The organism is Pseudomonas sp. GW823-FHT02C05 (genome assembly GCF_058797595.1).
Genome location: NZ_JBXAJU010000002.1, coordinates 582581 through 607385, shown reverse-complemented (window position 1 = coordinate 607385; position 24805 = coordinate 582581). Strand labels below are relative to the sequence as shown.

25 protein-coding genes, 2 tRNA genes and 1 pseudogene are annotated in these 24805 nt (G+C 62.1%); 19 read left to right on the top strand and 9 right to left on the bottom strand.

The features are described from left to right. Window positions 1-26: 26 nt before the first annotated feature. Window positions 27-2171, bottom strand: a complete 2145-nt coding sequence (gene dinG, locus AC1RGE_RS13790) for an ATP-dependent DNA helicase DinG (RefSeq protein WP_011059621.1) — start codon at window positions 2169-2171, stop codon at window positions 27-29. A gap of 99 nt (window positions 2172-2270) precedes the next feature. On the opposite strand from dinG, the gene AC1RGE_RS13785 reads away from it, so the two are divergent. Next, window positions 2271-2735, top strand: coding sequence for a CopD family protein (locus AC1RGE_RS13785; protein ID WP_492584473.1), 465 nt, complete (start codon window positions 2271-2273; stop codon window positions 2733-2735). Window positions 2736-2795: 60 nt separating this feature from the next. On the opposite strand, the gene AC1RGE_RS13780 is transcribed toward AC1RGE_RS13785, so the two are convergent. The 3 genes from AC1RGE_RS13780 to AC1RGE_RS13770 all read right to left on the bottom strand — a co-directional run bounded on the left by AC1RGE_RS13780 (window position 2796) and on the right by AC1RGE_RS13770 (window position 4764). After that, window positions 2796-3554 (bottom strand): hypothetical protein, encoded by a 759-nt coding sequence (locus AC1RGE_RS13780; protein WP_026020132.1) that lies wholly within the window; start codon window positions 3552-3554, stop codon window positions 2796-2798. Then, a complete protein-coding gene (locus AC1RGE_RS13775; protein ID WP_011059618.1) occupies window positions 3547-3825 on the bottom strand; it encodes a DUF1145 domain-containing protein in 279 nt (92 codons plus the stop codon). The genes AC1RGE_RS13780 and AC1RGE_RS13775 overlap by 8 nt, the downstream gene beginning before the upstream one ends. 249 nt (window positions 3826-4074) lie before the next feature. Beyond that, window positions 4075-4764 (bottom strand): PA1041 family peptidoglycan-binding anchor lipoprotein, encoded by a 690-nt coding sequence (locus AC1RGE_RS13770; RefSeq protein WP_011059617.1) that lies wholly within the window; start codon window positions 4762-4764, stop codon window positions 4075-4077. A 190-nt stretch (window positions 4765-4954) separates the two neighbouring features. Between AC1RGE_RS13770 and AC1RGE_RS13765 the strand changes: the two genes are divergently transcribed. The 4 genes from AC1RGE_RS13765 to AC1RGE_RS13750 all read left to right on the top strand — a co-directional run bounded on the left by AC1RGE_RS13765 (window position 4955) and on the right by AC1RGE_RS13750 (window position 6696). Continuing rightward, the gene (locus tag AC1RGE_RS13765) at window positions 4955-5452 is read left to right on the top strand and encodes a DUF6231 family protein (protein WP_492584471.1); all 498 of its coding nucleotides are present in this window, start codon (window positions 4955-4957) and stop codon (window positions 5450-5452) included. Window positions 5453-5456: 4 nt separating this feature from the next. Continuing rightward, on the top strand, window positions 5457-5933 hold the full coding sequence (locus AC1RGE_RS13760; RefSeq protein ID WP_011059615.1) for a YchJ family protein: 477 nt from the start codon (window positions 5457-5459) through the stop codon (window positions 5931-5933). Window positions 5934-5997: 64 nt separating this feature from the next. Next, on the top strand, window positions 5998-6483 hold the full coding sequence (locus AC1RGE_RS13755) for an LEA/WHy family protein (RefSeq protein WP_011059614.1): 486 nt from the start codon (window positions 5998-6000) through the stop codon (window positions 6481-6483). 6 nt (window positions 6484-6489) lie between these two features. Beyond that, on the top strand, window positions 6490-6696 hold the full coding sequence (locus AC1RGE_RS13750) for an SEC-C metal-binding domain-containing protein (RefSeq protein WP_016965285.1): 207 nt from the start codon (window positions 6490-6492) through the stop codon (window positions 6694-6696). 38 nt (window positions 6697-6734) lie between these two features. Here AC1RGE_RS13750 and AC1RGE_RS13745 read toward each other — a convergent pair. After that, window positions 6735-7303 (bottom strand): annotated as a pseudogene (locus tag AC1RGE_RS13745) (cysteine hydrolase family protein). Between the two features lie 141 nt (window positions 7304-7444). On the opposite strand from AC1RGE_RS13745, the gene AC1RGE_RS13740 reads away from it, so the two are divergent. From AC1RGE_RS13740 to AC1RGE_RS13710, 7 genes are all read left to right on the top strand, one after another. Further along, entirely contained in the window at window positions 7445-8086 is a 642-nt protein-coding gene (locus AC1RGE_RS13740) for a glutathione binding-like protein (RefSeq protein ID WP_011059612.1), read from the top strand. A gap of 233 nt (window positions 8087-8319) precedes the next feature. After that, window positions 8320-10749, top strand: a complete 2430-nt coding sequence (locus AC1RGE_RS13735; RefSeq protein WP_492584469.1) for a penicillin acylase family protein — start codon at window positions 8320-8322, stop codon at window positions 10747-10749. 325 nt (window positions 10750-11074) lie between these two features. Beyond that, entirely contained in the window at window positions 11075-11857 is a 783-nt protein-coding gene (locus AC1RGE_RS13730) for a transporter substrate-binding domain-containing protein (RefSeq protein ID WP_011059610.1), read from the top strand. Window positions 11858-11913: 56 nt separating this feature from the next. Then, window positions 11914-12642 (top strand): ABC transporter permease, encoded by a 729-nt coding sequence (locus tag AC1RGE_RS13725; protein WP_011059609.1) that lies wholly within the window; start codon window positions 11914-11916, stop codon window positions 12640-12642. After that, complete coding sequence (locus AC1RGE_RS13720; protein WP_011059608.1) at window positions 12639-13349, top strand: ABC transporter permease; 711 nt, start codon at window positions 12639-12641, stop codon at window positions 13347-13349. Before AC1RGE_RS13725 ends, AC1RGE_RS13720 begins: the two co-directional genes overlap by 4 nt. Before the next feature lie 23 nt (window positions 13350-13372). Further along, a complete protein-coding gene (locus AC1RGE_RS13715; RefSeq protein ID WP_011059607.1) occupies window positions 13373-14491 on the top strand; it encodes a succinylglutamate desuccinylase/aspartoacylase family protein in 1119 nt (372 codons plus the stop codon). 14 nt (window positions 14492-14505) lie between these two features. Beyond that, window positions 14506-15270 carry an ABC transporter ATP-binding protein gene (locus AC1RGE_RS13710; RefSeq protein WP_015634391.1) on the top strand — a complete coding sequence of 255 codons (765 nt, stop codon included), beginning with the start codon at window positions 14506-14508 and terminating at the stop codon, window positions 15268-15270. 52 nt (window positions 15271-15322) lie between these two features. Here the strand turns inward: AC1RGE_RS13710 and AC1RGE_RS13705 are convergent, their stop codons facing one another. Together AC1RGE_RS13705 and dcd are read right to left on the bottom strand one after the other, a co-directional pair. Further along, a complete protein-coding gene (locus tag AC1RGE_RS13705; RefSeq protein WP_011059605.1) occupies window positions 15323-15535 on the bottom strand; it encodes a hypothetical protein in 213 nt (70 codons plus the stop codon). Window positions 15536-15641: 106 nt separating this feature from the next. Next, window positions 15642-16208: a dCTP deaminase gene (dcd, locus tag AC1RGE_RS13700; protein ID WP_011059604.1), complete on the bottom strand. Its 567-nt coding sequence runs from the start codon at window positions 16206-16208 to the stop codon at window positions 15642-15644. Between the two features lie 352 nt (window positions 16209-16560). Here dcd and AC1RGE_RS13695 point away from each other — a divergent pair, with 352 nt between their 5' ends. Further along, window positions 16561-16770, top strand: a complete 210-nt coding sequence (locus AC1RGE_RS13695) for a cold-shock protein (protein ID WP_002554837.1) — start codon at window positions 16561-16563, stop codon at window positions 16768-16770. Window positions 16771-16874: 104 nt separating this feature from the next. Here AC1RGE_RS13695 and AC1RGE_RS13690 read toward each other — a convergent pair whose 3' ends face one another. Further along, on the bottom strand, window positions 16875-17882 hold the full coding sequence (locus tag AC1RGE_RS13690; protein WP_026020131.1) for a DUF481 domain-containing protein: 1008 nt from the start codon (window positions 17880-17882) through the stop codon (window positions 16875-16877). 161 nt (window positions 17883-18043) lie between these two features. On the opposite strand from AC1RGE_RS13690, the gene AC1RGE_RS13685 reads away from it, so the two are divergent. From AC1RGE_RS13685 to AC1RGE_RS13670, 4 genes are all read left to right on the top strand, one after another. Then, window positions 18044-18397 (top strand): MGMT family protein, encoded by a 354-nt coding sequence (locus AC1RGE_RS13685; RefSeq protein ID WP_011059602.1) that lies wholly within the window; start codon window positions 18044-18046, stop codon window positions 18395-18397. Window positions 18398-18439: 42 nt separating this feature from the next. Beyond that, the gene (locus AC1RGE_RS13680) at window positions 18440-20005 is read left to right on the top strand and encodes an AmpG family muropeptide MFS transporter (protein ID WP_011059601.1); all 1566 of its coding nucleotides are present in this window, start codon (window positions 18440-18442) and stop codon (window positions 20003-20005) included. 129 nt (window positions 20006-20134) lie between these two features. Beyond that, on the top strand, window positions 20135-21850 hold the full coding sequence (locus tag AC1RGE_RS13675; RefSeq protein WP_492584467.1) for a proline--tRNA ligase: 1716 nt from the start codon (window positions 20135-20137) through the stop codon (window positions 21848-21850). A gap of 17 nt (window positions 21851-21867) precedes the next feature. After that, window positions 21868-22821: a hypothetical protein gene (locus AC1RGE_RS13670; protein ID WP_011059599.1), complete on the top strand. Its 954-nt coding sequence runs from the start codon at window positions 21868-21870 to the stop codon at window positions 22819-22821. Between the two features lie 64 nt (window positions 22822-22885). Here the strand turns inward: AC1RGE_RS13670 and dinB are convergent, their stop codons facing one another. Then, window positions 22886-23953, bottom strand: coding sequence for a DNA polymerase IV (gene dinB, locus AC1RGE_RS13665; protein ID WP_072443179.1), 1068 nt, complete (start codon window positions 23951-23953; stop codon window positions 22886-22888). A gap of 295 nt (window positions 23954-24248) precedes the next feature. Here dinB and AC1RGE_RS13660 point away from each other — a divergent pair. Next, window positions 24249-24325: transfer RNA gene (locus AC1RGE_RS13660), tRNA-Met, on the top strand. A 202-nt stretch (window positions 24326-24527) separates the two neighbouring features. Continuing rightward, window positions 24528-24604 (top strand) — tRNA-Met (locus AC1RGE_RS13655). The last annotated feature ends 201 nt before the right edge of the window (window positions 24605-24805 follow it).

The window sequence follows — 24805 nt, the reverse complement described above, 5'->3', positions numbered from 1 at the left end:
ACGGCACGCAAATATGCGGGCCGTGCTTAAGATATTTCTCGGCGAAACGGCGGCAAGGCATTGAGGATAGCCTTGCCATAGCGCTGGGTGACCAGACGGCGGTCCAGCAGAGTGATGGTGCCGCGGTCCTGTTCGGTGCGCAGCAGGCGACCGCAGGCCTGGACCAGCTTGAGGGATGCATCCGGTACCGAGATTTCCATGAACGGGTTGCCACCACGGGCTTCGATCCACTCCGCCAGCGCCGCCTCCACCGGGTCATCCGGCACCGAGAACGGGATCTTGGCGATCACCACGTGTTCGCAGTAGGCCCCGGGCAAGTCCACCCCTTCGGCGAAACTCGCCAGGCCGAACAGCACGCTGGAATCGCCACCGTCGACCCGCGCCTTGTGCTTGTTCAGGGTTTCCTGCTTGGACAGGTTGCCCTGGATGAACACCTGCTTGCGCCAGTCCCGGTCCAGGCCGTCGAACACGTCCTGCATCTGCTTGCGCGAGGAGAACAGCACCAGGGTGCCTCGCGAGCCCTCCACCAGTTCCGGCAGGTCGCGAATGATCGCCGCGGTATGCGCTGGCGCGTCCCGCGGGTCGGCCCGCAGGTCGGGCACCCGCAGCACCCCGGCATCGGCATGGTGGAAAGGGCTCGGCACCACGGCGGTCACGGCCTTTTTCGGCAGGCCGGCACGCATGCGGAAACGGTCGAAAGTGCCCAGGGCAGTCAGGGTCGCCGACGTCACCAGGGCACCGTAGGCCACGTTCCACAGATTGCGTCGGAGCATTTCCGCAGCGAGGATCGGGCTGGCGTTGACCTCGATGTCGAACAGCGAGCCGCTTTCGGCCAGGGTCAGCCAGCGGGCCATGGGCGGATTGTCTTCCGGGTCCTCGACGGTGAACGCGGTCCACAGTTCCCAGTTGCCCGAGGCACGGGCCAGCAGGCTGCCGAACAGCGGGTACCACTCTTCGGCCTGGTTGCTGGCGATACCGATGTTGACCTCGCCATCCATGCCTTCCTTGAGCAACTCGGTCAGGCGGGTGAACAGGTCGGTGAGACGGGAAAAGCCCTTTTTCAACTCAAGGCCCATCTCGCGCATATGCTCGGGGATCAGCCCGCCGACAAAACGGTGGCGTGGCCGCTCGCGGCCTTCCATGTCTTCGCCAGTGCGGAAATCGGCGATCTGCTCGCAGGCGGTGAACATGAACTGCTGCTGGGTCTTGATCTCCCGCGCCAGCTCCGGCACCTGCTCGATCAGGCGCCCCAGATCACCCGGCAACGGGTGCTGGGCCAGCAGCTTGGTGAGGTTCTTGGCGGTCTGCTCCAGCCAGTCGGCAGTGGAGCGCAGGCGGGTGTAATGGGCGAAGTGGCCAATGGCCTTGTCCGGCAGGTGGTGACCTTCGTCGAACACATAGAGAGTGTCGCGCGGGTCCGGCAGCACGGCGCCGCCGCCCAGTGCCAGGTCGGCCAGGACCATGTCGTGGTTGGTGACAATCACATCGACCTTGCCCATGCCTTCACGAGCCTTGTAGAAGGCGCACTGGCCGAAGTTCGGGCAATGGCGGTTGGTGCACTGGCTGTGGTCGGTGGTCAGGCGCGCCCAGTCGGCGTCTTCCAGGGCAGTGGGCCAGCTGTCGCGGTCGCCGTCCCATTTATTGCCGGCGAGTTTTTCGATCATGCTGGTGAACAGCTTCTGGCTGGCTTCATCCACTTCGATCTTGAAGCCTTCTTCCTCGAACAGCTGGGCCGTGGCGGTCTGGGCGTGGCCTTCCTGGAGCAGCATGTCGAGCTTGGACAGGCACATGTAGCGACCGCGGCCCTTGGCCAGGGAGAAGCTGAAGTTCAGCCCGCTGTTGCGCATCAGGTCGGGCAGGTCCTTGTAGACGATCTGCTCCTGCAGGGCGACGGTGGCGGTAGCGATCACCAGGCGCTTGCCGGCGGCCTTGGCCGTGGGAATTGCCGCCAGGCTGTAGGCCACGGTCTTGCCGGTACCGGTGCCGGCTTCCACGGCGACCACCGCCGGGTCGCCACTGCGCCGGCCTTCGTCGTCGGTGTCGATATCACCCAGGACCTTGGCCACTTCGGCGATCATCAGGCGCTGGCCGTAACGCGGCTTGAGGCTCTTGGCTTCGAGAAAACGCGAGTAGGCGCCCTGGATCGTGGTTTTGAGTTCGTTGCTGATCATGGTTTTTCGGGCGCACAAAACGCTGGATAAATTTTCAGTGGTTCGAATCGGCCGCTATCATACCCCGCTAATTCATCCCGCGCAGAACGGAGTACCCGAATGACCCCTTTCGCCCTTGCCTACACCCTGCATGTCCTGGCCGCCCTGGTCTGGGTCGGCGGCATGTTCTTCGCCTGGATGGTCCTGCGCCCGGCGGCTATGGTGGCCCTGGAGGGGCCGGCGCGGCTGAAGTTGTGGGCGCAAGTGTTTCCGCGTTTTTTCGTCTGGGTGTGGATCGCCGTGGTGCTGTTGCCGATCAGCGGTATCGGCCTGCTGCATTTGCGCTTCAGCGGCTTTGAAACCGCGCCCAAGTATGTGCAGATCATGATGGGCCTGTACCTGGTGATGACCGCCCTGTTCATCCGCATCCAGTCCCTGCAGTTGCCGGAGCTGCGCAAGGCAGTAGCGGCCGAGGATTGGCCCGCTGGCACCGCGGCGCTGGGCAAGATCCGCCGGCTGGTGGGCAGCAACCTGATCATCGGCCTGGTGCTGGTCGCCCTGGCGGCGGCCCGGCCGACCTTCTAAAAACAGGCCGCCCGCTACAGAAGCGGGCGGCCGGGCAAGGTTCAACGCAAACGTTACGGCTTACAGGCGCTGCACCGTCAGCGCGCCAGGCTCGCCGGCCGGGCCTGGCTGCCCCTGGGCGCCGGGCCGTCCGCTCTTGCCACCGTCGGTGCGGTACACCAGGCACCCCTTGGACTTGCCGCCCGCACCCGGCTTGCCACCGGCACCGGCCAGCCCGCCTGCGCCACCATCGACCCAGACCTTGATCTGCTCGCTGGGGAAGTCCCGCGGCAGTTCCACCCGGACCTGGGCGCCTGCCGCACCAGGACGGCCATCGCCGCCATTGTCACCGTCAGCCCCACGCCCCGCGCTGCCCCAGGTGCAGCCCGGTTCCTGGCCATTGGCGCCATCCAGACCGACATAACCCGGCGCACCGGCACCACCCCGGGCGTCCACGGACAGCGTCTCGGCCTGCAACGACTCGATGCGCAGGTTCAGGTTGCGCCCCGGCTTGGCGGCCTTCAGGTAGGTACCCGGCGCGCCTCGGGAAGTGATCTGGCTGCCCGCTTCCAGCTCCGCACGGCGGACAGTCAAGTGCAGGCTCTGTTCGGTAGGGACGATGGCGATCCGCGCCTCATGCCCCAGCCGCAGTTCGTCCACCTTGAGTTCGGTGACATTGGCCGGGATCAGCAAGGTGCCATAGTCCGCCACTTCCAGCCGCTCCAGTTGCAGAGTGCTAGCGGTATTGGGCAGACGCATCAGGGAGTTGGTTTCGACCTTGACCACCTGGGCCATGGCCAGGGGGCTGCAGAAAAGAGCCAGCAGGCAGAGCTTACGCATGGTCGGCCTCGACAACGACAGGAGCAGGAAGAGTCTGCAGGTGGAAGATCCCCACCAGCAGGATGTACAGCCGGTCACGCCAGGGATGTGGCCGATCCTTGAGGCTGCCGTTGAACAGCAGCAGTTCCAGCAAATGGGTCAGCAGCAACAGGCTGCCCGCCAGATTCACTAGAAGATGCAGCGGGTTGATCAACGGCCTGGCCAGGTTGATCAGCACCACCAACCAGAAAACCAAGGTCAGAAACTTCCCCAGCCCCCATAAAACCTTCATACGCTCCCCTCGTGAATTATTCTTTGCGCGCACAGTAACGACTTATCCCGGGGGTAAGCCAGAGGGGAATGAAAATTCTTCACGAAGTGGCTGTTTAGCCACCGGATCGACGAGGATCGCCCGTTACAGACAGGCTGAGCCCATCGCCGAGAAGGCACCGGGATCAAAGGCTCCTGCGCCATCAGCATGGTCCTGGCACAGGAGCAGAGGCGGCCACGTGCGGCTCGTCGCCGCACAGGCCCTGGGGTTTCAGCGGTTGATCTGGATTTCCGTACGACGGTTCATCGCCCGGCCTTCGGCGGTCTTGTTATCCGCCACTGGCTTGCTTTCACCGGCGCCGGTTACCGAGACGAAACTGCTGCGGGGAATGCCGTTGCTGATCAGGTACTCCACGACCGAGTGGGCACGCTTGTCCGAGAGTTTCTGGTTGTAGGCATCGCTGCCGACGCTGTCGGTATGGCCGGTCACTCGCAGTTGGGCACTCGACGCCTCCTGTTTCAGTCGGGTGACGATGGTGTTGAGCTTGGTTTTGTCGGCATCGGTCAGCTTGGCCGAGTCGAAATGGAAGTGCACATCACGAATGACAATGGTTTCTTCCTTGACCACTACCACCTCTTCTACCACCGGTGGCGGCGGTGGGCAGCCGTTGGCATCGACCTGGACGCCTCTGGGTGTGTGGGGGCACTTGTCGCGGCTGTCCGGCACGCCATCGCCGTCCTCGTCGCCATCACCTTTTACCCAGCAGTACGCACCCGCCAGGCCACCGACCACCAGTGCGCCGCCGCCCGCCCACGAGGAGCTTTCGGTGGCGCCCAGCGCCGCGCCCGTGACGCCACCTACCGCGGCGCAGATCGGCCAGTCGGTTTTCTGCAAACCTGCACAACCAGTCAACACACTGGTTAACAGAACCAGAGGTACTGCCGTCCGAATGATGCTCATCTGATTTCTCCTGAGGGATCGGCTCAAGGCCGATTCACGGAGTAAAGACCGCGCATTTCATCTGCGCCAGCACCTGGCTATCACCGGTTTCGCCCCGTAAACACGGGAGGTTCGCCGATTTAGTGGTGAACCGCTCTAGGCCCGCAGATGCCGGCACGCTAGTCTTTAGCGTTCTGACCGAGGAGCTAAGATGAGCGTCGGCATTTCCAACCGTACCCCGCAGCAGGCCCTGGCGGCTTTGCTGGATCGCTACGCACCACAACAGCTGCTGCTGATCGGTGCCAGCGACTTCCCCGCCCTGGCTGCCTTCAAGGAGGCCCACCCCACGACCCAAGTGGCCCAGGCGGCACCCGGCCCTCTGCCTGCGGAACTGGCAGCGCGGCGCTTCGACCTGGCCCTGGCCGTGGATTGCCTGGAGCACTTGCCCAAGCGCGACGGCCTGAACCTGCTGGGAGGCATCCGCAACCTCAATGCCAGCCGGATCGCCGTACTGGCCGATCTGCAGGCCTGCGGCTGGCAGGAAACCGACTTCTATTCCCTGGCGTTGCAGGCCAGCGAACGCTTTCAGCGCGATGAACAGGTCCTGACCCTGTTCACCTACGATCTGCTTGAATACAAGCAAGTGCCCGATTGGCTCAATTCACGCTTCTGGGCAAACCCGGAAAACTTTGGAAAGTATTGGTGGTAACACAATGAGTGCCTCGATTTGTCCCTGCGGCAGCGGCAACCTGCTGGATGCCTGCTGCGGCCACTACCATGCCGGTCATCCGGCGCCCTGCGCGGAAGCCCTGATGCGTTCGCGCTACAGCGCCTATGTGCTGGGGCAGGTGGATTACCTGCTGGCCACCACCCTGCCGGCGCAACAGGCGGGCCTGGATCGCCAGTCCATCAGCGACTGGAGCGCCCAAAGCACCTGGCTGGGGTTGCAGGTCGAAAGCTCGGAAGTCTTCGGCGGCCAGCCCGAGCATGCCTTTGTCACCTTTACTGCCCGCTGGCACGACAGCCAGGGCGAGCATAGCCACCGCGAACGCTCATCCTTCGTGCAGAACCAGGGACGCTGGTATTTCATCGACCCCACGGTTCCCCTCAAATCCGGCCGCAACGACGCCTGCCCCTGTGGCAGCGGGCACAAGTTCAAGAAGTGCTGCGCCAGCTATTTCAGCCGCTGAGCCGCGACCGGCCGCTACCAACCCGGGCCCAGGATGGGCACCGGCATCCAGAGGGAGTCTTGCAATGATCGGTGAGCTGCGTGCGTTACGAACCTTGTGCCTGCTCGGCGCGCTGAGCCTGACGGGTTGTGCCTCCTGGTTCAGCGATGAGTCCGTCGACCCGACGGTGCATCTGGTCAAGGTCGAGGTGGTCAAGGCCAACCTGCTGGAACAACGCTTCACCCTGCACCTGCGGGTGGATAACCCCAACGACAGCGACCTGACCGTGCGTCGCCTGACCTACAAGGTCTACCTGGAGCGCTTCCTGCTCAGCGAAGGCGAGCACGAACACTGGTTCACCGTCACGCCCCACAGCAGCCGCTTCTTCAAGGTGCCGGTGCGGACCAACCTGTGGCCGCAGATCCGCGATGTGGTGAAATTGCTGCGCAAGCCCGAGCGACCTATCCCCTACCGCCTCGAAGGGGAACTGGAAATCGGATTATTCATCGGCCAGGACGTGCACCTGAAGCGCAATGGCGTGATAATTCCCGGCGATTTTATCCCGGAGTAACCCGCAATGACCCAGCAACCTCATGTCCATGGCCCTGACTGCAACCACGATCATGACCATCACGATCACGATCACGACCATGGCCATGTTCACGGCCCGCACTGCAACCACGCCCACCAGGAGCCGGTACGCAACGCACTGAAAGACGTTGGCCGCAACGACCCTTGCCCATGCGGCAGCAGCAAGAAATTCAAGAAGTGCCACGGCGCCTGACCTGAGCGCGGGCGGGGCCTGCCTGAGCACTTGCGCCTTCAGCTGCGCCCGGCCTCCTGGGCCAGCAACTGCGACAGGTCCAGGACGGTGGCGTACTCGCCATCCAGATTGGCCAGCGACATGGCATGCACCTCCTCGGCACTACGGGCCCGACCGTTGAAGTCGGGCTTGTCGAAGGTGTAGCAGGCGTCGGCCACCACCCACACGGCAAAGCCCAGGTTGCCAGCCGTACGCGCCGTCGACTCCACAGAGTTGTTGGTGGCAACACCGACAATCACCAACCCGGCAATCCCCTCGCGCCGCAAATCCGCTTCCAGCGAATTGGCGCAAAACGCATCCGGCACCTGCTTCTGAACCCGCCATTCCCCGTCCCGGGGCTCAAAGCACGGTTGAAACTCCCCCCCGACTGCCCGGGCCAGAACACCGAATCCGGCGAACGCGACAGGTGTTGCACATGGATCACCGGCCAGCCGTGGGCGCGCCAGTGGGCCAGCAGTTCGAGCATCCGCACCTGCGCCTCGGGGTTGTTGCGCGGGCCAAGCCGAGGCTGGAGGATGCCTTGCTGCTGGTCGATGAGCATCAGTGCGGTGCTGGCCGGAAGGGGCATGTTTTTCTCTGTCGAGGTCATTGAATTTGCCGCACTTGAGCATCACTTAGCTGTTCAGGCAAGCCATCGAATGCAGACAGGACGACCTAATGCCGGAGTTTGCTGTCCTTAAGCACAGATACATCCCAATTGGAGCGTTCCATGATCGACCTGTATTACTGGACCACCCCCAACGGCCACAAGATCTCCCTGTTCCTGGAAGAAGCCGGCCTGCCCTACACCCTGTACCCGGTGAACATCGGCCTGGGTGAGCAATTCAAGCCCGAATTCCTGAAGATCGCGCCCAACAACCGCATTCCGGCGATCGTTGACCACCAACCCGCCGATGGCGGCCAGCCACTGTCGCTGTTCGAGTCCGGGGCGATCCTGTTGTACCTCGCGGAAAAGACCGGCCAGTTCCTGCCCCAGGACCTGCGCGGGCGCCAGGAAGCCCTGCAATGGCTGTTCTGGCAGATGGGCGGGCTGGGGCCGATGGCTGGGCAAAATCATCACTTCAGCCAGTTCGCCCCGGAAAAGATCCCCTACGCCATCAAACGTTATGTGGATGAAACCGCGCGCCTGTACGGCGTGCTCGATCGGCGCCTGGCGGACCGCAAGTTTGTCGCCGGCAGCGACTACAGCATTGCCGACATGGCGATCTATCCCTGGATCGCTTCCTATAAGAAGCAGAGCCAGAAACTCGAGGACTTCCCAAATCTGCAGCGCTGGTTCAACAGCATCCAGGCCCGACCGGCTACCGAGCGGGCCTATGCCCTGGTAGAGCAGGTCAATCCCGCCTCATGAACCTTGTGCCTGCAGGAGCTGGCTTGCCAGTCACGGTGCCCGCAAGGGCCAGCCAAGGCCAGAAGGCCTCTTCGCCGGCAAGCCGGCTCCTACGGGTTTTGCCAGGCGCTGACGCGCCGGCGATCGCTATTTGCAGCGTCGTCGAGAAATACCTCCTGCCCCCGCTTGCGCGGCACTCGCCTGCTCACTAACGTAGCGCCTTTATCGACGCTACCCCCCGCAGGAGCTTTGCCATGGCCTCGCCAGCCTTCTCACATTTTCTTCCCCGGTTCGGCGTTGCCGCGGCAGTGGCCAGTGCTCTGAGCCTGGCCGGTTGCCAGTCCTGGAATACTCAAGACACCCTGCCCCCCACCTCTGGCGTGCAACCGCTCAAGGGCCTGGCACAGAACGTTTCCGTGCGGCGCAACGCGGTCGGCGTACCGCTGATCGAAAGCAGCAGCTTCCATGACGCCCTGTTCACCCTGGGCTATGTGCACGCCAGCGACCGCATTGGCCAGATGGTGACCCTGCGCCTGCTGGCACAAGGCCGCCTGGCCGAAATGTCCGGTGCCGACGCACTGGAAGTGGACCGCCTGATGCGCGCGATCAACCTGAAGAAAAGCGCCGATGAGCTGTACAAGGCTTCGTCGCCACGGATCAAGCGCTTCTTCGAGGTCTATGCCCGGGGCGTCAACGCCTACCTGTTCCGCTATCGCGACAAGCTGCCGCCGGACCTGGCAGCCCAGGGCTACACCCCCGAATACTGGAAAGCCGAGGATTCGGCGCTGATCTTCTGCCTGCTGAACTTCGGCCAGTCCGCCAACCTGCAAGAAGAGATCAACGCCCTGGTGCTGGCGCAGAAAGTCGGCAGCGACAAACTACCGTGGCTGACTCCGAGCTATCCCGATGAACCCCTGCCCCTGGCCGAAGCGGACAAGCTCAAGGGCCTGAATCTCACTGTGCCGGGCCTGAACGAAGTCAGCCGCGCCATCAACCGTCTGGCCCAGCTCAACAGCCTGGGCACCCGCGGTGGCAGCAACCTGGCCATCGCCCCACAGCGCAGCCGCACCGGCCGCAGCCTGCTGGCCGCCGACAGCCACCTGCAAGCCTGGTACTACGCCCAGATCCGCGCGCCGAAATACCAGGCCGCTGGCGCTTCCATCGCTGGCCTGCCGGCGATTCTCCAGGGCTTCAACGGCAAGGTAGCCTGGAGCATGAGCTCGGTGGAGGGAGACAACCAGGACCTGTTCCTGGAAAAGCTCAAGCGCCAGGGCAACGCCCTGTACTACCAGAACAACGGCAAATGGCAGCCGGTGACCGTGCGCAACGAAACCTACTTCGTCAAAGGCCAACGGCCGATTCGCGAAGCCGTGTACGAAACCCGCCATGGCCCGCTGCTCAACAGCGCGCTGGGGGCAGCGCTCGGTAACGGTTTCGGCCTGGCCCTGCAGACGCCGGAGCTCAAGGACGACAAGACCCTGGACGCCTTCTTCGACCTGTCCCGGGCGCAGAACGTCGAGAAGGCCTCGGATGCCAGTCGGGAAATCCGCGCCATCGCCCTGAACATGGTGTTTGCCGACGCCAGCAACATCGGCTGGCAAGTCACCGGGCGCTTCCCCAACCGCCGCGAAGGCGAAGGCTTGCTGCCTTCACCGGGTTGGGATGGCCGTTACGACTGGGACGGCTACGCCGACCCGATGCTCCACCCCTACGACCAGGACCCGCCCCAGGGCTGGATCGCTACCGCCAACCAGCGAGTGATCTCGCGGGGCTACGGCATGCAGCTGTCCAATTCCTGGCACGCCCCGGAACGGGCCGAGCGCATGGCCGGTCTGGCCTCCAGCGGCAAGCAGGACAACCGCAGCCTGATCGCCCTGCAGTACGATCAAAGCACCCTGTTCGCCGCCAAACTGAAAAAGATGTTCGAAGCTCCGGGCATGGCCCAGCCGCTGAAGCAGGCCATCGAGGCCTTGCCCGATACCGAACGCGCCAAGGCCAGGGAAGCCTATAGCCGCTTGCTCGCGTTCGACGGCAAGGTCAGCGCCGGCTCGGCCGACGCGGCGTTGTACGAATTGTTCCTGCAGGAGAGCGCCAAGCAGATCTTCCTCGACAAGCTCGGCCCCGAGTCCAGTGACGCCTGGCAAGCCTTCGTCGCCAACGGCAACCTTTCCTACTCGGCCCAGGCCGACCACCTGCTGGGCCAGGAAGACAGCCCGTTCTGGGACGATTCGCGCACCGCGCAAAAGGAAGACAAGCCAGCCATCCTCGCCCGCAGCCTGGCAGCCGCCATCAGCTCCGGCGAGCAACTGCTGGGCGCCGACCGCAAGGCCTGGCAATGGGGCAAGCTGCACAGCTACCAGTGGACCAACGCCAATGGCCGGCAGATCCGTGGTCCGCTTCAGGCCGGGGGCGACCACAACACCATCAACAGCGCCGCGTACCGTTGGGGGCAGGATTTTGCCATCACCGATACACCGCCCCTGCGCTTGATCGTGGATTTCGGCCTCAGCGAACCCTTGATGGGCCTCAACAGCAGCGGCCAGTCCGGCAACCCGGTGAGCCCCAACTATGCCAACGGCATCGACGGCTGGCTCAAGGCCCAGTACCTGAGCCTGCCGATGCAACCGCAGAACTTCGAGCGCAGCTACGGCAAGACCCGCCTGACCCTGGTTCCAGGCAAGTAACCTTCCCCCACCCGCTTGCACGTCCTGTGCAAGCGGGCCTGCTCCAAAACGAACAGCTCACCGGCGCCCTCAACCGCGCTTGGCACTGGCAGCCCTGTCAGTTCGCCCATCGTAGATTGCCCACCCCTTCGCACCTTATTGGCGCCTGCCAAAAATCACGCCCCATCTCGGCGCACGGGTTCCCTCGTGTCGCTGCTTTCCAGCGCTTTTAAAACACCTGTTCGGGACTCTGGTTCGGAAATTGCTACTTTCATTAAGTCTTATGCGGTCCAGTAACAGTACTCATGCGCCACAAGCGCTCATATTGGTTCTTAGGGATTGAATAATGAAAAAAGCATTGCTGACCCTTTCTGCATTGGCTCTCTGCATGGCCGCCGGCTCCGCGCTGGCCAAGGAATACAAGGAACTGCGCTTCGGCGTCGACCCTTCCTACGCCCCCTTCGAATCCAAGGCCGCCGACGGCAGCCTGGTGGGTTTCGACATCGACCTGGGCAATGCCATCTGTGCCGAGCTGAAGGTCAAGTGCAAGTGGGTCGAAAGTGACTTCGACGGCATGATTCCAGGCCTCAAGGCCAATAAATTCGACGGTGTGATCTCGTCCATGACCGTCACCCCGGCTCGCGAGAAAGTCATCGACTTCTCCAACGAACTGTTTTCCGGCCCCACCGCATTCGTGTTCAAGAAAGGCTCGGGCCTGAGCGAAGACACCGCCTCGCTCAAGGGCAAGACCGTCGGCTACGAGCAGGGCACCATTCAGGAAGCCTACGCCAAGGCCGTGCTGGACAAGGCCGGGGTCAAGACCCAGGCCTATCAGAACCAGGACCAGGTCTATGCCGACCTGACTTCCGGGCGCCTCGATGCCTCGATCCAGGACATGCTGCAGGCCGAACTGGGCTTCCTCAAGTCACCGCAAGGCGCTGACTATGAGATCAGCAAGCCGGTGGACGACCCGCTGCTGCCGGCCAAGACCGCGGTGGGTATCTCGAAAGGTAACAAAGAACTGAAAGCGCTTCTGGATAAAGGTATCAAAGCGTTACACGATGATGGCACCTACGCCACCATCCAGAAAAAACACTTCGGTGACCTGAACCTCTACAGCGGTAAATAACCTGTCGGCGCCCATCCTCGATGGGCGCCTTTTTTATCGCTACGGGTCACAGATCGATGCTCGAAGAACTTCTAAAAAACCTGGGGCTTTCCGCGCTCAGCCTGAAGGGTTTCGGCCCTCTGCTGCTGGAAGGTACCTGGATGACCATCAAGTTGTCGGTGTTGTCGCTGCTGGTCAGCGTTTTGCTGGGCCTGATCGGCGCCAGCGCCAAATTGTCCAGCGTTGCCCTGCTGCGGGTTCCGGCCCAGCTCTACACCACCCTGATCCGCGGCGTGCCGGACCTGGTCCTGATGCTGCTGATTTTCTACAGCCTGCAAACCTGGTTGACCTCCTTTACCGATTTCATGGAGTGGGACTACATCGAGATCAACCCCTTCAGCGCCGGGGTGATCACCCTGGGTTTCATCTATGGCGCCTACTTCACCGAAACCTTTCGCGGGGCGATCCTTGCCGTGCCCCGGGGCCAGGTGGAAGCGGCCACCGCCTATGGCCTGAAACGCGGCCAGCGCTTTCGCTTCGTGGTCTTTCCGCAAATGATGCGCTTTGCCCTGCCAGGCATCGGCAACAACTGGATGGTGATGCTCAAGGCCACGGCCCTGGTGTCGATCATTGGCCTGGCCGACCTGGTCAAGGCTGCCCAGGACGCCGGCAAGAGCACCTACCAACTCTTCTACTTCCTGGTTCTGGCGGCGCTGATCTACCTGTTGATCACCAGTGCCTCCAACTTTGTCCTGCGCAGGCTTGAACGGCGCTACGCCGCCGGCGCCCGGGAGGCCGTGCGATGATCGAACTCCTGCAGGAATACTGGCGTCCCTTCCTTTATAGCGATGGCTACCACGTGACCGGCCTGGCCATGACCATGTGGCTGCTCAGTGCCTCGATCTGCATCGGCTTTTTGGTGTCGATCCCGCTGTCCATCGCCCGGGTCTCGCCCAAGCGCTACATCCGCTGGCCGGTGCAGTTCTACACCTACCTGTTTCGTGGCACACCGCTCTATATCCAGTTGCTGATCTGCTACACCGGGATCTACAGCATCGCCGCGATTCGCGCACAGCCAGTCCTGGATGCGTTCTTTCGCGATGCAATGAACTGCACCATCCTTGCCTTCGCCCTGAACACCTGCGCCTACACCACGGAGATCTTCGCCGGGGCGATCCGCAGCATGGCCCACGGCGAAGTCGAAGCGGCCAAGGCCTATGGCCTGAGCGGCTGGAAGCTGTACGCCTATGTGATCATGCCCTCGGCCCTGCGCCGCTCGCTGCCCTACTACAGCAACGAAGTGATCCTGATGCTGCACTCCACCACCGTGGCCTTCACCGCGACCATTCCCGACATTCTGAAAATCGCCCGCGACGCCAACTCGGCGACCTTCCTGACATTTCAGTCGTTCGGCATCGCCGCCATCATCTACCTGTGCGTGACCTTCGCCCTGGTGGGCCTGTTCCGCCTCGCCGAACGCCGCTGGCTGGCTTTCCTCGGGCCGACCCACTAGGACTTGCTGCAGGAAAACCGTCAATGCGCCACGAGATCCACGACCTGCTCGCCCCGCTGCCGGGCACCGCGCGTCAGGTCCACAGCTTTCACTTCGGCCCGCCCCAGGCCGCCGGCAAGGTCTATATCCAGTCCTCCCTGCACGCCGACGAGTTGCCCGGCATGCTGGTGGCCTGGCACCTCAAGCAACACCTGGCCGAGCTGGAAGCCGCCGGTCGCCTGCGCCAGGAAATCGTCCTGGTGCCGGTGGCCAATCCGGTGGGCCTGGAACAGGTGCTGATGGATGTGCCCCTGGGCCGCTACCAGCTGGAAAGCGGGCAGAACTTCAACCGCGGCTTCGCCGACCTGGGCGAACAAGTCGGCGATGCCATCGAAGGGCTGCTCAATGCCGACCCTGAACACAACCTTGAACTGATCCGCCGTCACCTGATCGATGCCCTGGCGCGCCAGCGGCCGCAAACCCAACTGCAGTCCCTGCAGTTGACCCTGCAACGGCTGGCCTGCGATGCCGACATGGTGCTGGACCTGCATTGCGACTTCGAGGCTGTGGCGCATCTCTACACCACCCCCGAAGCCTGGCCCCGGGTGGAGCCGCTGGCTCGCTACCTGGGCGCCGAAGCCTGCCTGCTGGCCACCGACTCCGCGGCCTGGTCGTTCGACGAATGCTTCAGCCTGCTGTGGTGGCAACTGCAACAGCGCTTCGGCGAGCGTTTCGCCATCCCGACAGGCAGCTTTGCGGTGACCGTCGAGCTGCGCGGCCAGGGCGACGTCAACCACGGCCTGGCCAGCCTCGACTGCCAGGCCCTGATCGACTACCTGACCCGGCTTGGGGCCATCGCCGGTGAAGCGCCGCCACTGCCCGAACTGCCCTTCCCGGCCACGCCCCTGGCCGGCGTCGAACCGGTGGCGACCCCGGTAGGCGGGCTGCTGGTGTTCAACGCCCTGCCGGGGGAATACCTGGAGGCCGGGCAACTGGTGGCCGAAATCATCGACCCGATCCACGACCGGGTCACCCCCATCCATTGCAACAACGCCGGGCTCATGTACGCCCGCTCGCTGCGACGCATGGCCACCGCAGGCATGGTGATCGCCCATGTCGCCGGTCGCGAGGCCTATCGCAGCGGTTACCTACTTTCGCCTTGAGGATGCACGCCCCCATGTACAAATTGACCGTTGAAGGCCTGCATAAATGCTATGGCGACAATGAAGTGCTCAAAGGTGTTTCCCTCAAGGCCAGGACCGGCGACGTGATCAGCCTGATCGGCGCCAGCGGCTCGGGCAAGAGCACCTTCCTGCGCTGCATCAACTTTCTCGAAACCCCGGATGACGGCGCCATGAGCCTGGATGGCCAGCAGATCCGCATGGTCAGCGACCGCCACGGCATGCACGTGGCCGACCCGGCCGAGCTGCAGCGGATTCGCACCCGCCTGGCGATGGTGTTCCAGCACTTCAACCTGTGGAGCCACATGACCGTGCTCGAAAACATCACCATGGCCCCCCGCCGGGTGCTGGGGGTCAGCACCAGGGAGGCCGAGGAACGCGCCCGGCGTTACCTGGACAAGGTCGGCCTGCCGGCACGGGTGGCCAGCCAGTACCCGGCGTTTCTATCCGGCGGCCAGCAGCAACGGGTGGCCATCGCCCGGGCCCTGGCCATGGAGCCGGAGGTCATGCTGTTCGACGAACCCACCTCGGCCCTGGACCCGGAGCTGGTAGGCGAGGTACTCAAGGTGATCCAAGGCCTGGCCGAAGAGGGCCGGACCATGATCATGGTCACCCACGAGATGAGTTTTGCGCGCAAGGTGTCCAGCCAGGTGCTGTTCCTGCACAAGGGCCTGGTGGAAGAAGAGGGTGCTCCGGAGGACGTGCTGGGCAACCCGAAAAGCGAGCGCTTGCAGCAGTTTCTCAGCGGCAACCTGAAGTAACAGCGGTACCGCGCCCGTTCAGGCTCTGGGCCGGGCGGGCGCGGTACGGGCTTCAGGCGACAGGCGCGGGAGGCGGCTCGTCGGGCAGAGTCGGTTCGCCCGGCTCGGTGGGTTCAAGGGGTTGCGGGGAATCGGGATCCGGCTGGCCGGGAATGCCACCGGCCATGCTGACGGGAGGATGCGCCAGCAGGGTCCAGGCCAGTACGCCAACCTGATTGGGTTCCAGCCTGGCCAAGGTGGCACTGATTCGCGGATCTATCTTCATGAGGGCACTCCTGAGCTGTGCCGGGTACGCCTTGCGCGTACCGGCAGTACCTTCAATAGAGTGCCTGCCGGCTCAGGAATTCCCGCTATTCGTCAGACAGACGAGCTCAGGTGCGTGGCAGGGTCACGCCGCGCTGGCCCTGGTATTTGCCGCCACGGTCCTTGTAGGACACTTCGCACTCTTCGTCCGACTCCAGGAACAGCATCTGCGCCACGCCTTCGTTGGCGTAGATCTTCGCCGGCAAGGTGGTGGTGTTGGAGAATTCCAGGGTCACGTGGCCTTCCCACTCGGGTTCCAGCGGGGTCACGTTGACGATGATGCCGCAACGGGCATAGGTGCTCTTGCCCAGGCAGATGGTCAGCACGTTGCGCGGAATGCGGAAGTACTCGACGGTGCGTGCCAGGGCAAAGGAGTTCGGCGGAATGATGCAGACGTCGCTCTTGATGTCGACGAAGCTCTTTTCATCGAAGTTCTTCGGATCGACAGTGGCCGAATTGATGTTGGTGAACACCTTGAATTCGTCGGCGCAACGCACGTCGTAGCCGTAGCTCGACACCCCGAAGGAGATCAGCCGATCCTGGCCTTCGCCACGCATCTGGCGCTCTACGAAGGGCTCGATCATGCCGTGCTCTTGCGCCATGCGGCGAATCCACTTGTCCGATTTGATGCTCATGGCGGGTGTCCTGAAATAGCGAGGTGAAAAAAAACGGTCTGGCATCTTACCGGGGCGCGAGGTCGGGTTCAAAGTCTGGGACGTTTTTCTCGCCTCACGCCACGATTTTCAAGGGCTGGGCGACGAGCGCCCCGCCGTCAGTCACGAAAACCGAGAAACCTTCGCACTGACCATTGGCACGTTCAGGAAAAAGGGTTAAGGTGGCGCCACTGTGCTGCTTGTGTCACTGAGAATCTCTACACGATGTTGAATTTCGATCCAACCATCTCCAAGAATTTTTCCTGCTCTTTGCACTCAGTCTCGGCCAGGGCTTTTCCTGAGTCGCAGTTAACTTTGTCCAAGGAGATACACCATGTCTAATCGCCAAACCGGTACCGTTAAGTGGTTCAACGATGAAAAAGGCTTCGGCTTCATCACTCCACAATCCGGTGACGACCTGTTCGTACACTTCAAAGCTATCCAATCCGACGGCTTCAAAAGCCTGAAAGAAGGCCAACAGGTTTCTTTCATCGCTACCCGCGGTCAGAAAGGCATGCAAGCTGAAGAAGTTCAAGTTATCTAACTTGTACTGATCCAGTAAAAAAGCCCCGCCCTCAACAGCGGGGCTTTTTTGTGCCCGTCACTTTTGTCGGCGCCCTCGTTGAAAAGACGCCCATGCGTCCCGGGTTACCAGGTCACGCCAAAGCCCACGGTGTAGCGGGTCTTGTCCAGATCGCTGTCTTCGGTACCGCGGATCAGGTCTTTTTCCGCCTTGAGGTTCAACGAAGCCCAGTCGGTGACCTTGTAGCGCAGCCCCATCTCGGCATCCAGTGCATAGTCGGCCACCCCCGAAAGCGGCCGCCCCACCTCGCCATTGGTGAAGAACTCCACCCGCTTGCCGATCAGGTAACGGTTGTAGTCCCACTTCATCGCCAGGGAATAGAAGTTGTCCTTGCCGCCATCGGCGTACTCGTAATCGGTACGGTTGAGCAGCGAGCCCAGGGAGAACGCACCCAGCTCATCATCCCAGAACTGGTAGCCGGGGCCGGTACCCACCACCCGCTGCCGCGCCAGGTCCTCGACCTTGTCCCGCTTGTAGGTCAGGCGCCCTTCCCAGAACCACTTTTCCGTGATGAAACGGTCCAGAGCGTACTCGGCGCTCCAATTGTCCGTAGTCACCACATGATCCTGGAACTCACGGTTGTATTCGCCCTGGGCATTGTGGCGCCAGGCCCCGTGACGCGCCGAGGTCTTGAAGTCGATGTCGTAGTCATCGGTGTTCTTTTCGGCGCGCTTGTAGTCCATGGCCACATCGACGTTGCCTTTCCAGACCATGTCCTCCACCAGCGGCTTGGGCTTCATGATCTGCTGGATGCTCGCCAGCTCCACCGTCTTGGGCGCCTCGCCGTTGGCCAGGATCACCTTGCCTTCGTCCGCCGCCTGCAGCGACTTGGCCTTCTCCCCGGTGTAGGCATCCTGCTTGACCAGCAGCTCCTGGTCGCTCTCCAGAGTCTTGACCTGCTTCCAGTCAATATTGATGGCGCCGCCATAGTCGGTCTGGATCAACAGCTTGCCGCCGTCGAACACCTTGATCTTGCCACTCAGGCGATCACCGTTCTTCAACCACACGGTATCGGCCAATACAGGCATGGAGGCGCTGAGCACCGCGAAACACAGCAAAGTTCTAGGCAACATAAGCAATAGAGGACTCGATCTTGCGAAAAAAAACGGCATTATTCCTGCTGAACAAGCCTTAGTCAGGACTGACCCGGGTATTGAGAGTGAGTTCAATACTCATCCGGCTTTGATCACCACAGCCGACCAGCGTCCCTCCTCTATTATCTGGAACCGCGAATGTGACCGAACACAGCGAAGAGCCGCAAAGCCCTGCACAGATCCGACGTACGGCGCTGTACCTGACCCTGGCCCAGGTCCCCGAAGGCAGGGTGGTGAGCTACGGCCAACTGGCGGAGATGGCAGGCCTGGGGCGGGCGGCACGCTGGGTCGGGCGCACCCTCAGCCAGTTGCCCCCTGACACCAGCCTGCCCTGGCATCGAGTGCTCGGCGCCGGTGGTCGCCTGAGCTTGCCGGCCGGCAGTCCCTCGGGCGACGAGCAGCGGGCCAGACTGCGTGGCGAAGGTGTCTCTATCCTGAACAATCGCGTGGATATTCAGCGCCATGGCTGGCGCCCGGTGGAGCACAGCGGTTAGAGTGCGCGCTTTGTTTCCGTAATCTGAGGCAGACTTCAGCCCATGCCCCGTAAAACCTGGCGCGCCGCACTTGCCGCCTATGCCAGCCCCTCGACGCTCGTGCTGTTGCTGCTTGGTTTCGCCGCCGGCATGCCTTACATGCTGGTGTTCTCGACTCTTTCGGTGTGGTTGCGCGAGGCCGGTGTGGCCCGTGAAACCATCGGTTACGCCAGCCTGATCGGCCTGGCCTATGCCTTCAAGTGGGTATGGTCGCCCTTGCTCGACCAATGGCGCCTGCCCCTCCTGGGCAAGCTCGGTCGACGTCGCTCCTGGCTGGTGCTGGCGCAGACCCTGGTGATTCTCGGCCTGATCGGCATGGGTTTCTGCGACCCGCAAAAGCACCTTTCCTGGCTGATTGCCATTGCGGTGATCGTGGCATTCGCCTCGGCCACCCAGGACATCGCCATCGACGCCTACCGCCTGGAAATCGCCGACGACAGCCGCCAGGCCGCCCTTGCCGCCAGTTACATGTCCGGCTATCGGGTTGCCGTGCTGCTGGCCACTGCCGGCGCACTGTTTTTCGCCGAAGGCTTCGGCTCCACCGGTTTCAGCTACAAGCACTCGGCCTGGACCGGCACCTACGTGCTGTTCGGGGTCCTGATGATCCCGGCCCTGATCACCACCTTGCTGATGCGTGAACCCGCGGTGCCGCTGCGCACCCAACTGTCCGCCGGGCGCTACAGCTTCGCTCACCAGTTGATCTCGGTATTCGTGCTGATCGTGCTACTGGTTTCCGTCCCCGCCACCTTTACCCAGCTGTACAACACCGACTTCGCCAGCGTGATCTTCGACGGCGTCAGCCTGCTGGACCTGCTGCTGGAAGACCGCGCCTTCCTGCGGGCCATCCTCTACATCACCCTCAGCACCCTGTGCCTCTCGGCCATGGGCCGCCGGGGCCTGGCGCCGGTGCTGACGCCGGTCAACGACTTCATCCTGCGCTATCGCTGGCAAGCCTTTCTGCTATTGGGGCTGATTGCCACCTATCGCATGTCGGACACGGTCATGGGCGTCATGGCCAACGTGTTCTACATCGACCAGGGTTTCACCAAAGACCAGATCGCCGGGGTCAGCAAGATCTTCGGGCTGATCATGACCCTGCTCGGCGCCGGCATGGGCGGCCTGCTGATCGTGCGGTTCGGCATCCTGCCGATCCTGTTCATCGGCGGCGCTGCATCGGCCGGGACCAACCTGCTGTTCCTCATGCTTGCCGACATGGGCCCCAACCTGAAGATGCTGATCGTCACCATTTCCCTGGACAACTTCAGTTCAGGCATGGCCACTTCAGCCTTCGTCGCCTACCTGTCGAGCCTGACCAACCTCAAGTTCTCCGCCACCCAGTACGCCCTGCTCAGTTCCATCATGCTGCTGCTGCCGCGCCTGATCGGCGGCTATTCCGGGGTCATGGTGGAAAAGTTCGGCTATCACGACTTCTTTCTCATCACCGCGATCCTCGGGGTGCCGACACTGATCCTGATCGCCATTCACTGGTTCCAGGAGAGCCGCCGCGCCGGGCCGAAACCCGAGCCCGAAAGCTCCGCCAACAGCACCGCAGTCGGCGAAGAATCCTAGAAAATCCCGGGGGTTGCGCACTTTTCGCAGTAGCCCCCGGCCCCTCCGAGCGCAATCCTGTACGCCAGCGGAACTCGCCCGTACAATGCTCCGTCACTTCCAGTCTTCAGCAACCGACAACGGCCTACCATGCGCACCAGTCAATATTTGCTCGCCACACAGAAAGAAACGCCTTCCGACGCGGTCGTGATCAGCCATCAGCTGATGCTGCGCGCCGGCATGATCCGTAAACTGGCTTCCGGCCTGTACACCTGGCTGCCGATGGGCTTGCGGGTGATGCGCAAGGTTGAAGCCATCGTTCGCGAAGAAATGAACGCCGCGGGCGCGCTTGAAGTGTTGATGCCGAGCACTCAGCCGGCTGAGCTGTGGCAGGAATCCGGTCGCTGGGAAGAATACGGCCCGGAGCTGCTGCGCTTCAAAGACCGTCACGGTCGCGATTTCTGCGCCGGCCCGACCCACGAAGAAGTGATCACCGATCTGGCTCGCAACGAGCTGAGCAGCTACAAGCAGCTGCCGCTGAACCTGTACCAGATCCAGACCAAATTCCGCGATGAAATCCGCCCACGCTTCGGTCTGATGCGCGGCCGCGAGTTCATCATGAAGGACGCCTACTCCTTCCACGCCGACCAGGCGTCCTTGCAGGTCACCTACGACCGCATGCACCAGGCTTATTGCAATGTCTTCACCCGCCTGGGCCTGAAGTTCCGCCCGGTTGAAGCGGACAACGGCTCCATCGGCGGCGCCGGCTCCCACGAATTCCACGTGCTGGCCGAATCCGGTGAAGACGATATCGTCTTCAGCAACGGCTCCGACTACGCGGCGAACATCGAGAAAGCCGAGGCCGTGCCTCGCGAAACCTCGCGCCCAGCGCCAGCCGAAGAACTGCGCCTGGTCGATACGCCAGACACCAAGACCATTGCCGCGCTGGTGGAAAAATTCAATCTGCCGATTGAAAAGACCATCAAGACCCTGATCGTCCACGCCGAAGAGCCAGGCAAGCTGATTGCCCTGATCATCCGTGGCGACCACGAACTCAACGAAATCAAGGCCGCCAACCAGCCTGGCGTTGGCAGCCCGCTGGTCATGGCGTCCGATGCCGAACTGCGTGACGCCATTGGCGCCGGCGCCGGTTCCCTCGGCCCGCTGAACCTGCCGCTGCCGATCATCATCGACCGCTCGGTCGAGCTGATGAGCGACTTCGGTATCGGTGCGAACATCGACGACAAGCACTACTTCGGCGTCAACTGGGAACGCGATCTTCCGGTTCCGACCGTGGCCGACCTGCGTAACGTGGTGGCCGGCGACCCGAGCCCGGACGGCCAGGGCACCCTGGAAATCAAGCGCGGCATCGAAGTCGGGCACATCTTCCAGCTGGGCAACAAGTACAGCAAGGCGATGAAGTGCGAAGTGCTGGGCGAAAACGGCAAGCCGGTGACCCTGGAAATGGGTTGCTACGGCATTGGCGTATCCCGTGTGGTGGCTGCTGCCATCGAGCAGAACAACGATGCCAACGGCATCATCTGGAGCGACACCCTGGCGCCGTTCCAGATTGCCCTGGTGCCACTGCGCTACGAAACCGAGCAGGTTCGCGAAGCCACCGACAAGCTCTACGCGGAACTCACCGCTGCCGGCTTCGAAGTGCTGCTGGACGATCGTGACAAGAAGACCAGCCCGGGCATCAAGTTCGCGGACATGGAGCTGATCGGCATTCCTCACCGGATCGTGGTCAGCGACCGCGGCCTCGCCGAAGGCAACCTGGAATACAAGAGCCGTACCGAAGCCGAGGCGCAAGCACTGCCCGTGGCCGACGTGCAGTCCTTCCTTCAAGCCCGTATCCGTCGCTGAAACCAGATAGAGAAGTCATGTTCAAGCGAAACACCTTAAGCCTCGGGGGCGCCGCTTTATGCGGCGCCCTGCTGGTCAGCGGCTGTGCCAACCAGATGTCGCAACGCAGCGAACACGAGGAACGTGTCGAGCGCAAACTGCTCGATCACAGCCTGCAGATCGATGTCGGTGAGCCTAAGGTGCTTGAGCTGCCGCAACGCCGAGTGCGCATTCACGAACAGAAGACCTTCGAAGTCACCGAGTTCGAGGTCACCCGCCGCTACGATCGCTACACGCCCTACCAACCCTGGCGCGAGATCTACGAGATCCCGCTGGGCGCGGTGGCACTGGTGGCGGGCGTCGGGGCCAATGTGGTCAATGTGTTCGCCCTGGGCAACCTGCCGGACAGCGTGACCAAGGACTGGATCAGCTACGGCGTGTCCGGACTCAACCCGTTCATGAACATGCCGTCCCATGGCCGTGCCCAGCAGAACCTGGCAGCCATCGATGAAGTCCAGCGCGACAAGCGCCTGGAGTATTCGAGCCTGCCATGGAGCGAGCGTCCGGTGCAGGTCAAGGCCGGCAAGCAGACCTACGAGCTGAGCACCGACCGCAACGGCGTGCTGCGCTTGAACCTGCTGGACAATCCGTTTTCCGAGCAGGACCTGAATCACATCGGCAAGCTGCAGATCAGTGTCGAAGACGCTCAGGACGAAGTGCATTCGGACTCCTCCCTGAGCATCAGCAGCGGCCTGCGCAGCAAGTTGCAGGAAGCCCATGCACTGATCTACGACGACCTGGAAGATGATGAGGTGAGCCAGTGGGTGCACCGGGTCAAGCGCCTGTCGGAGCTAGGCCTGGAGGAAGAAGCCAGCGAACTGGAGCAAAGCCTGATCGAGCTGACCCGCAACGATCCGGAGCTGCAGAACGAGTTCCTCAAGTCCCTGACCAAGAATGCCGGCCGCCTGGTGGCCGACCCCGGCAGCAACTGACCCCCTGTAGGAGCCGGCTTGCCGGCGAAAGCGATGCCTCGGATGGATCGCAACCGGCCAGCCCCTACACCCCCCCTCGGAACAGCTCCAGCTGTTCATGAGCGCCGCGCATATCCTGCAAACGCACGCCAATTCCCAGCAGGCGCACCGGCTTGCCGCCGCGTTTGAAGGCCTGGGTCAGCAATTGCCGATAACTCTCCAGGTCACGCCCCGCCCCCGCCTGCTCCAGGGTGGTCTGGGTAAAATCATGAAACTTCACTTTGACGAAAGGCTTGCCCGGCCGGTAGCTGCTGTCGATGCGCGCCATGCGCCCCGCCAGGGTCTCCATCAGTTCCGGCAATTTCTGCAGGCAACTGTCCAGATCCGGCAGGTCCACGTCGTAGGTATTCTCCACGCTGATCGACTGCCGCCGGCTATCGTTCTGCACTGGCCGCTCATCGATGCCCCGGGCCAGGCTCCACAGGCGCTCGCCAAAACTGCCGAACTCGCGCGCCAGCGCCAGCTTGCTCCAGTCCCGCAATTGCAGGCAGTCGACAATGCCCAGGCGCCCCAGCTTGTCCGCCGTAACCTTGCCCACGCCGTGCAGCTTGCTCACTGGCAGCTCGGAGACGAAATCCTCCACCTGGTCAGGGGTGATCACAAACAGACCGTTGGGCTTTTTCCAGTCACTGGCGATCTTCGCCAGGAATTTGTTCGGCGCCACCCCGGCCGACACGGTGATGTGCAACTGATTGGAAACCCGACGGCGAATGTCCTGGGCGATACGCGTGGCGCTGCCGGCAAAGCTCGGGCTTTCGGAAACATCCAGGTAGGCCTCGTCCAGCGACAAGGGCTCGATCAGTTCGGTGTAGTCGCGAAAGATCGTATGGATCTCTTTGGAGGCTTCCCGATAGGCTTCCATACGCGGCTTGACGATCACCAGGTCCGGGCACAGGGTCAGGGCGTGCCGGGAGGACATGGCCGAGCGCACCCCATAGGCCCGCGCCTCATAATTGCAAGTAGCAATCACCCCCCGTCGATCCGCAGACCCGCCCACCGCCAGCGGCTTGCTGGCCAGGTGCGGGGCATCGCGCATTTCGATGGCGGCGTAGAAGCAATCGCAGTCAATGTGGATGATTTTGCGCTGCATCATATAAAGGCAGAGATCATGGAAGGCACAGGTCGCAATGAAAGCAGAAGGCAAGTATCTACCGACACCTGTATATAGCACCAGTACCTTGCATCTTCGCGCTGATCTTCATCAGGCCCGGCTGAATTTATTTGCTCAATGACAACAACACCTTCAATAGAGCTGCAAGCCCCGTTCTAGCTAGGCCCGAGCCTTCCGAAAAGCCCCTTCAAGGAAGCTAAGCGATTGAACCGGAAGCAATTTTCAAAATTTAATGATTGACAGGATCTGCCAGCTCTGTAGAATTCGGCCACACAGACGCGGGATGGAGCAGTCTGGTAGCTCGTCGGGCTCATAACCCGAAGGTCGTCGGTTCAAATCCGGCTCCCGCAACCAAACATCAAAAAAGGCTACTCGAAAGAGTGGCCTTTTTTGTGCGTGCCTGTTTTGTACTACTCCCTCTCAAACATGGCACAGGCAAAACTCTTTAGCTGTCGATGACTTAAGAGACAGAACTGGCCATTCGACGTTTATTTGACCTATTGGACCATTAACGGTTGACACTCAGTCGTTCGCCTGTAGAATGCCGCCACACAGACGCGGGATGGAGCAGTCTGGTAGCTCGTCGGGCTCATAACCCGAAGGTCGTCGGTTCAAATCCGGCTCCCGCAACCAAACATCAAAAAAGGCTGCTCGAAAGAGTGGCCTTTTTTGTATCTGTTGAAAAAGTCCTTTCGCAACAATGACCTGGCAAAGTGTTGCGAGCCGTTAGCGATGCTTCGACCCTTCAAGATGCGAGCTATGCTCTGTCTCGAGCGACCACCCGGTGGCCATTGCCCAGGGTCGCCGGGCCACGGTGAGACGCGTTAATATTTG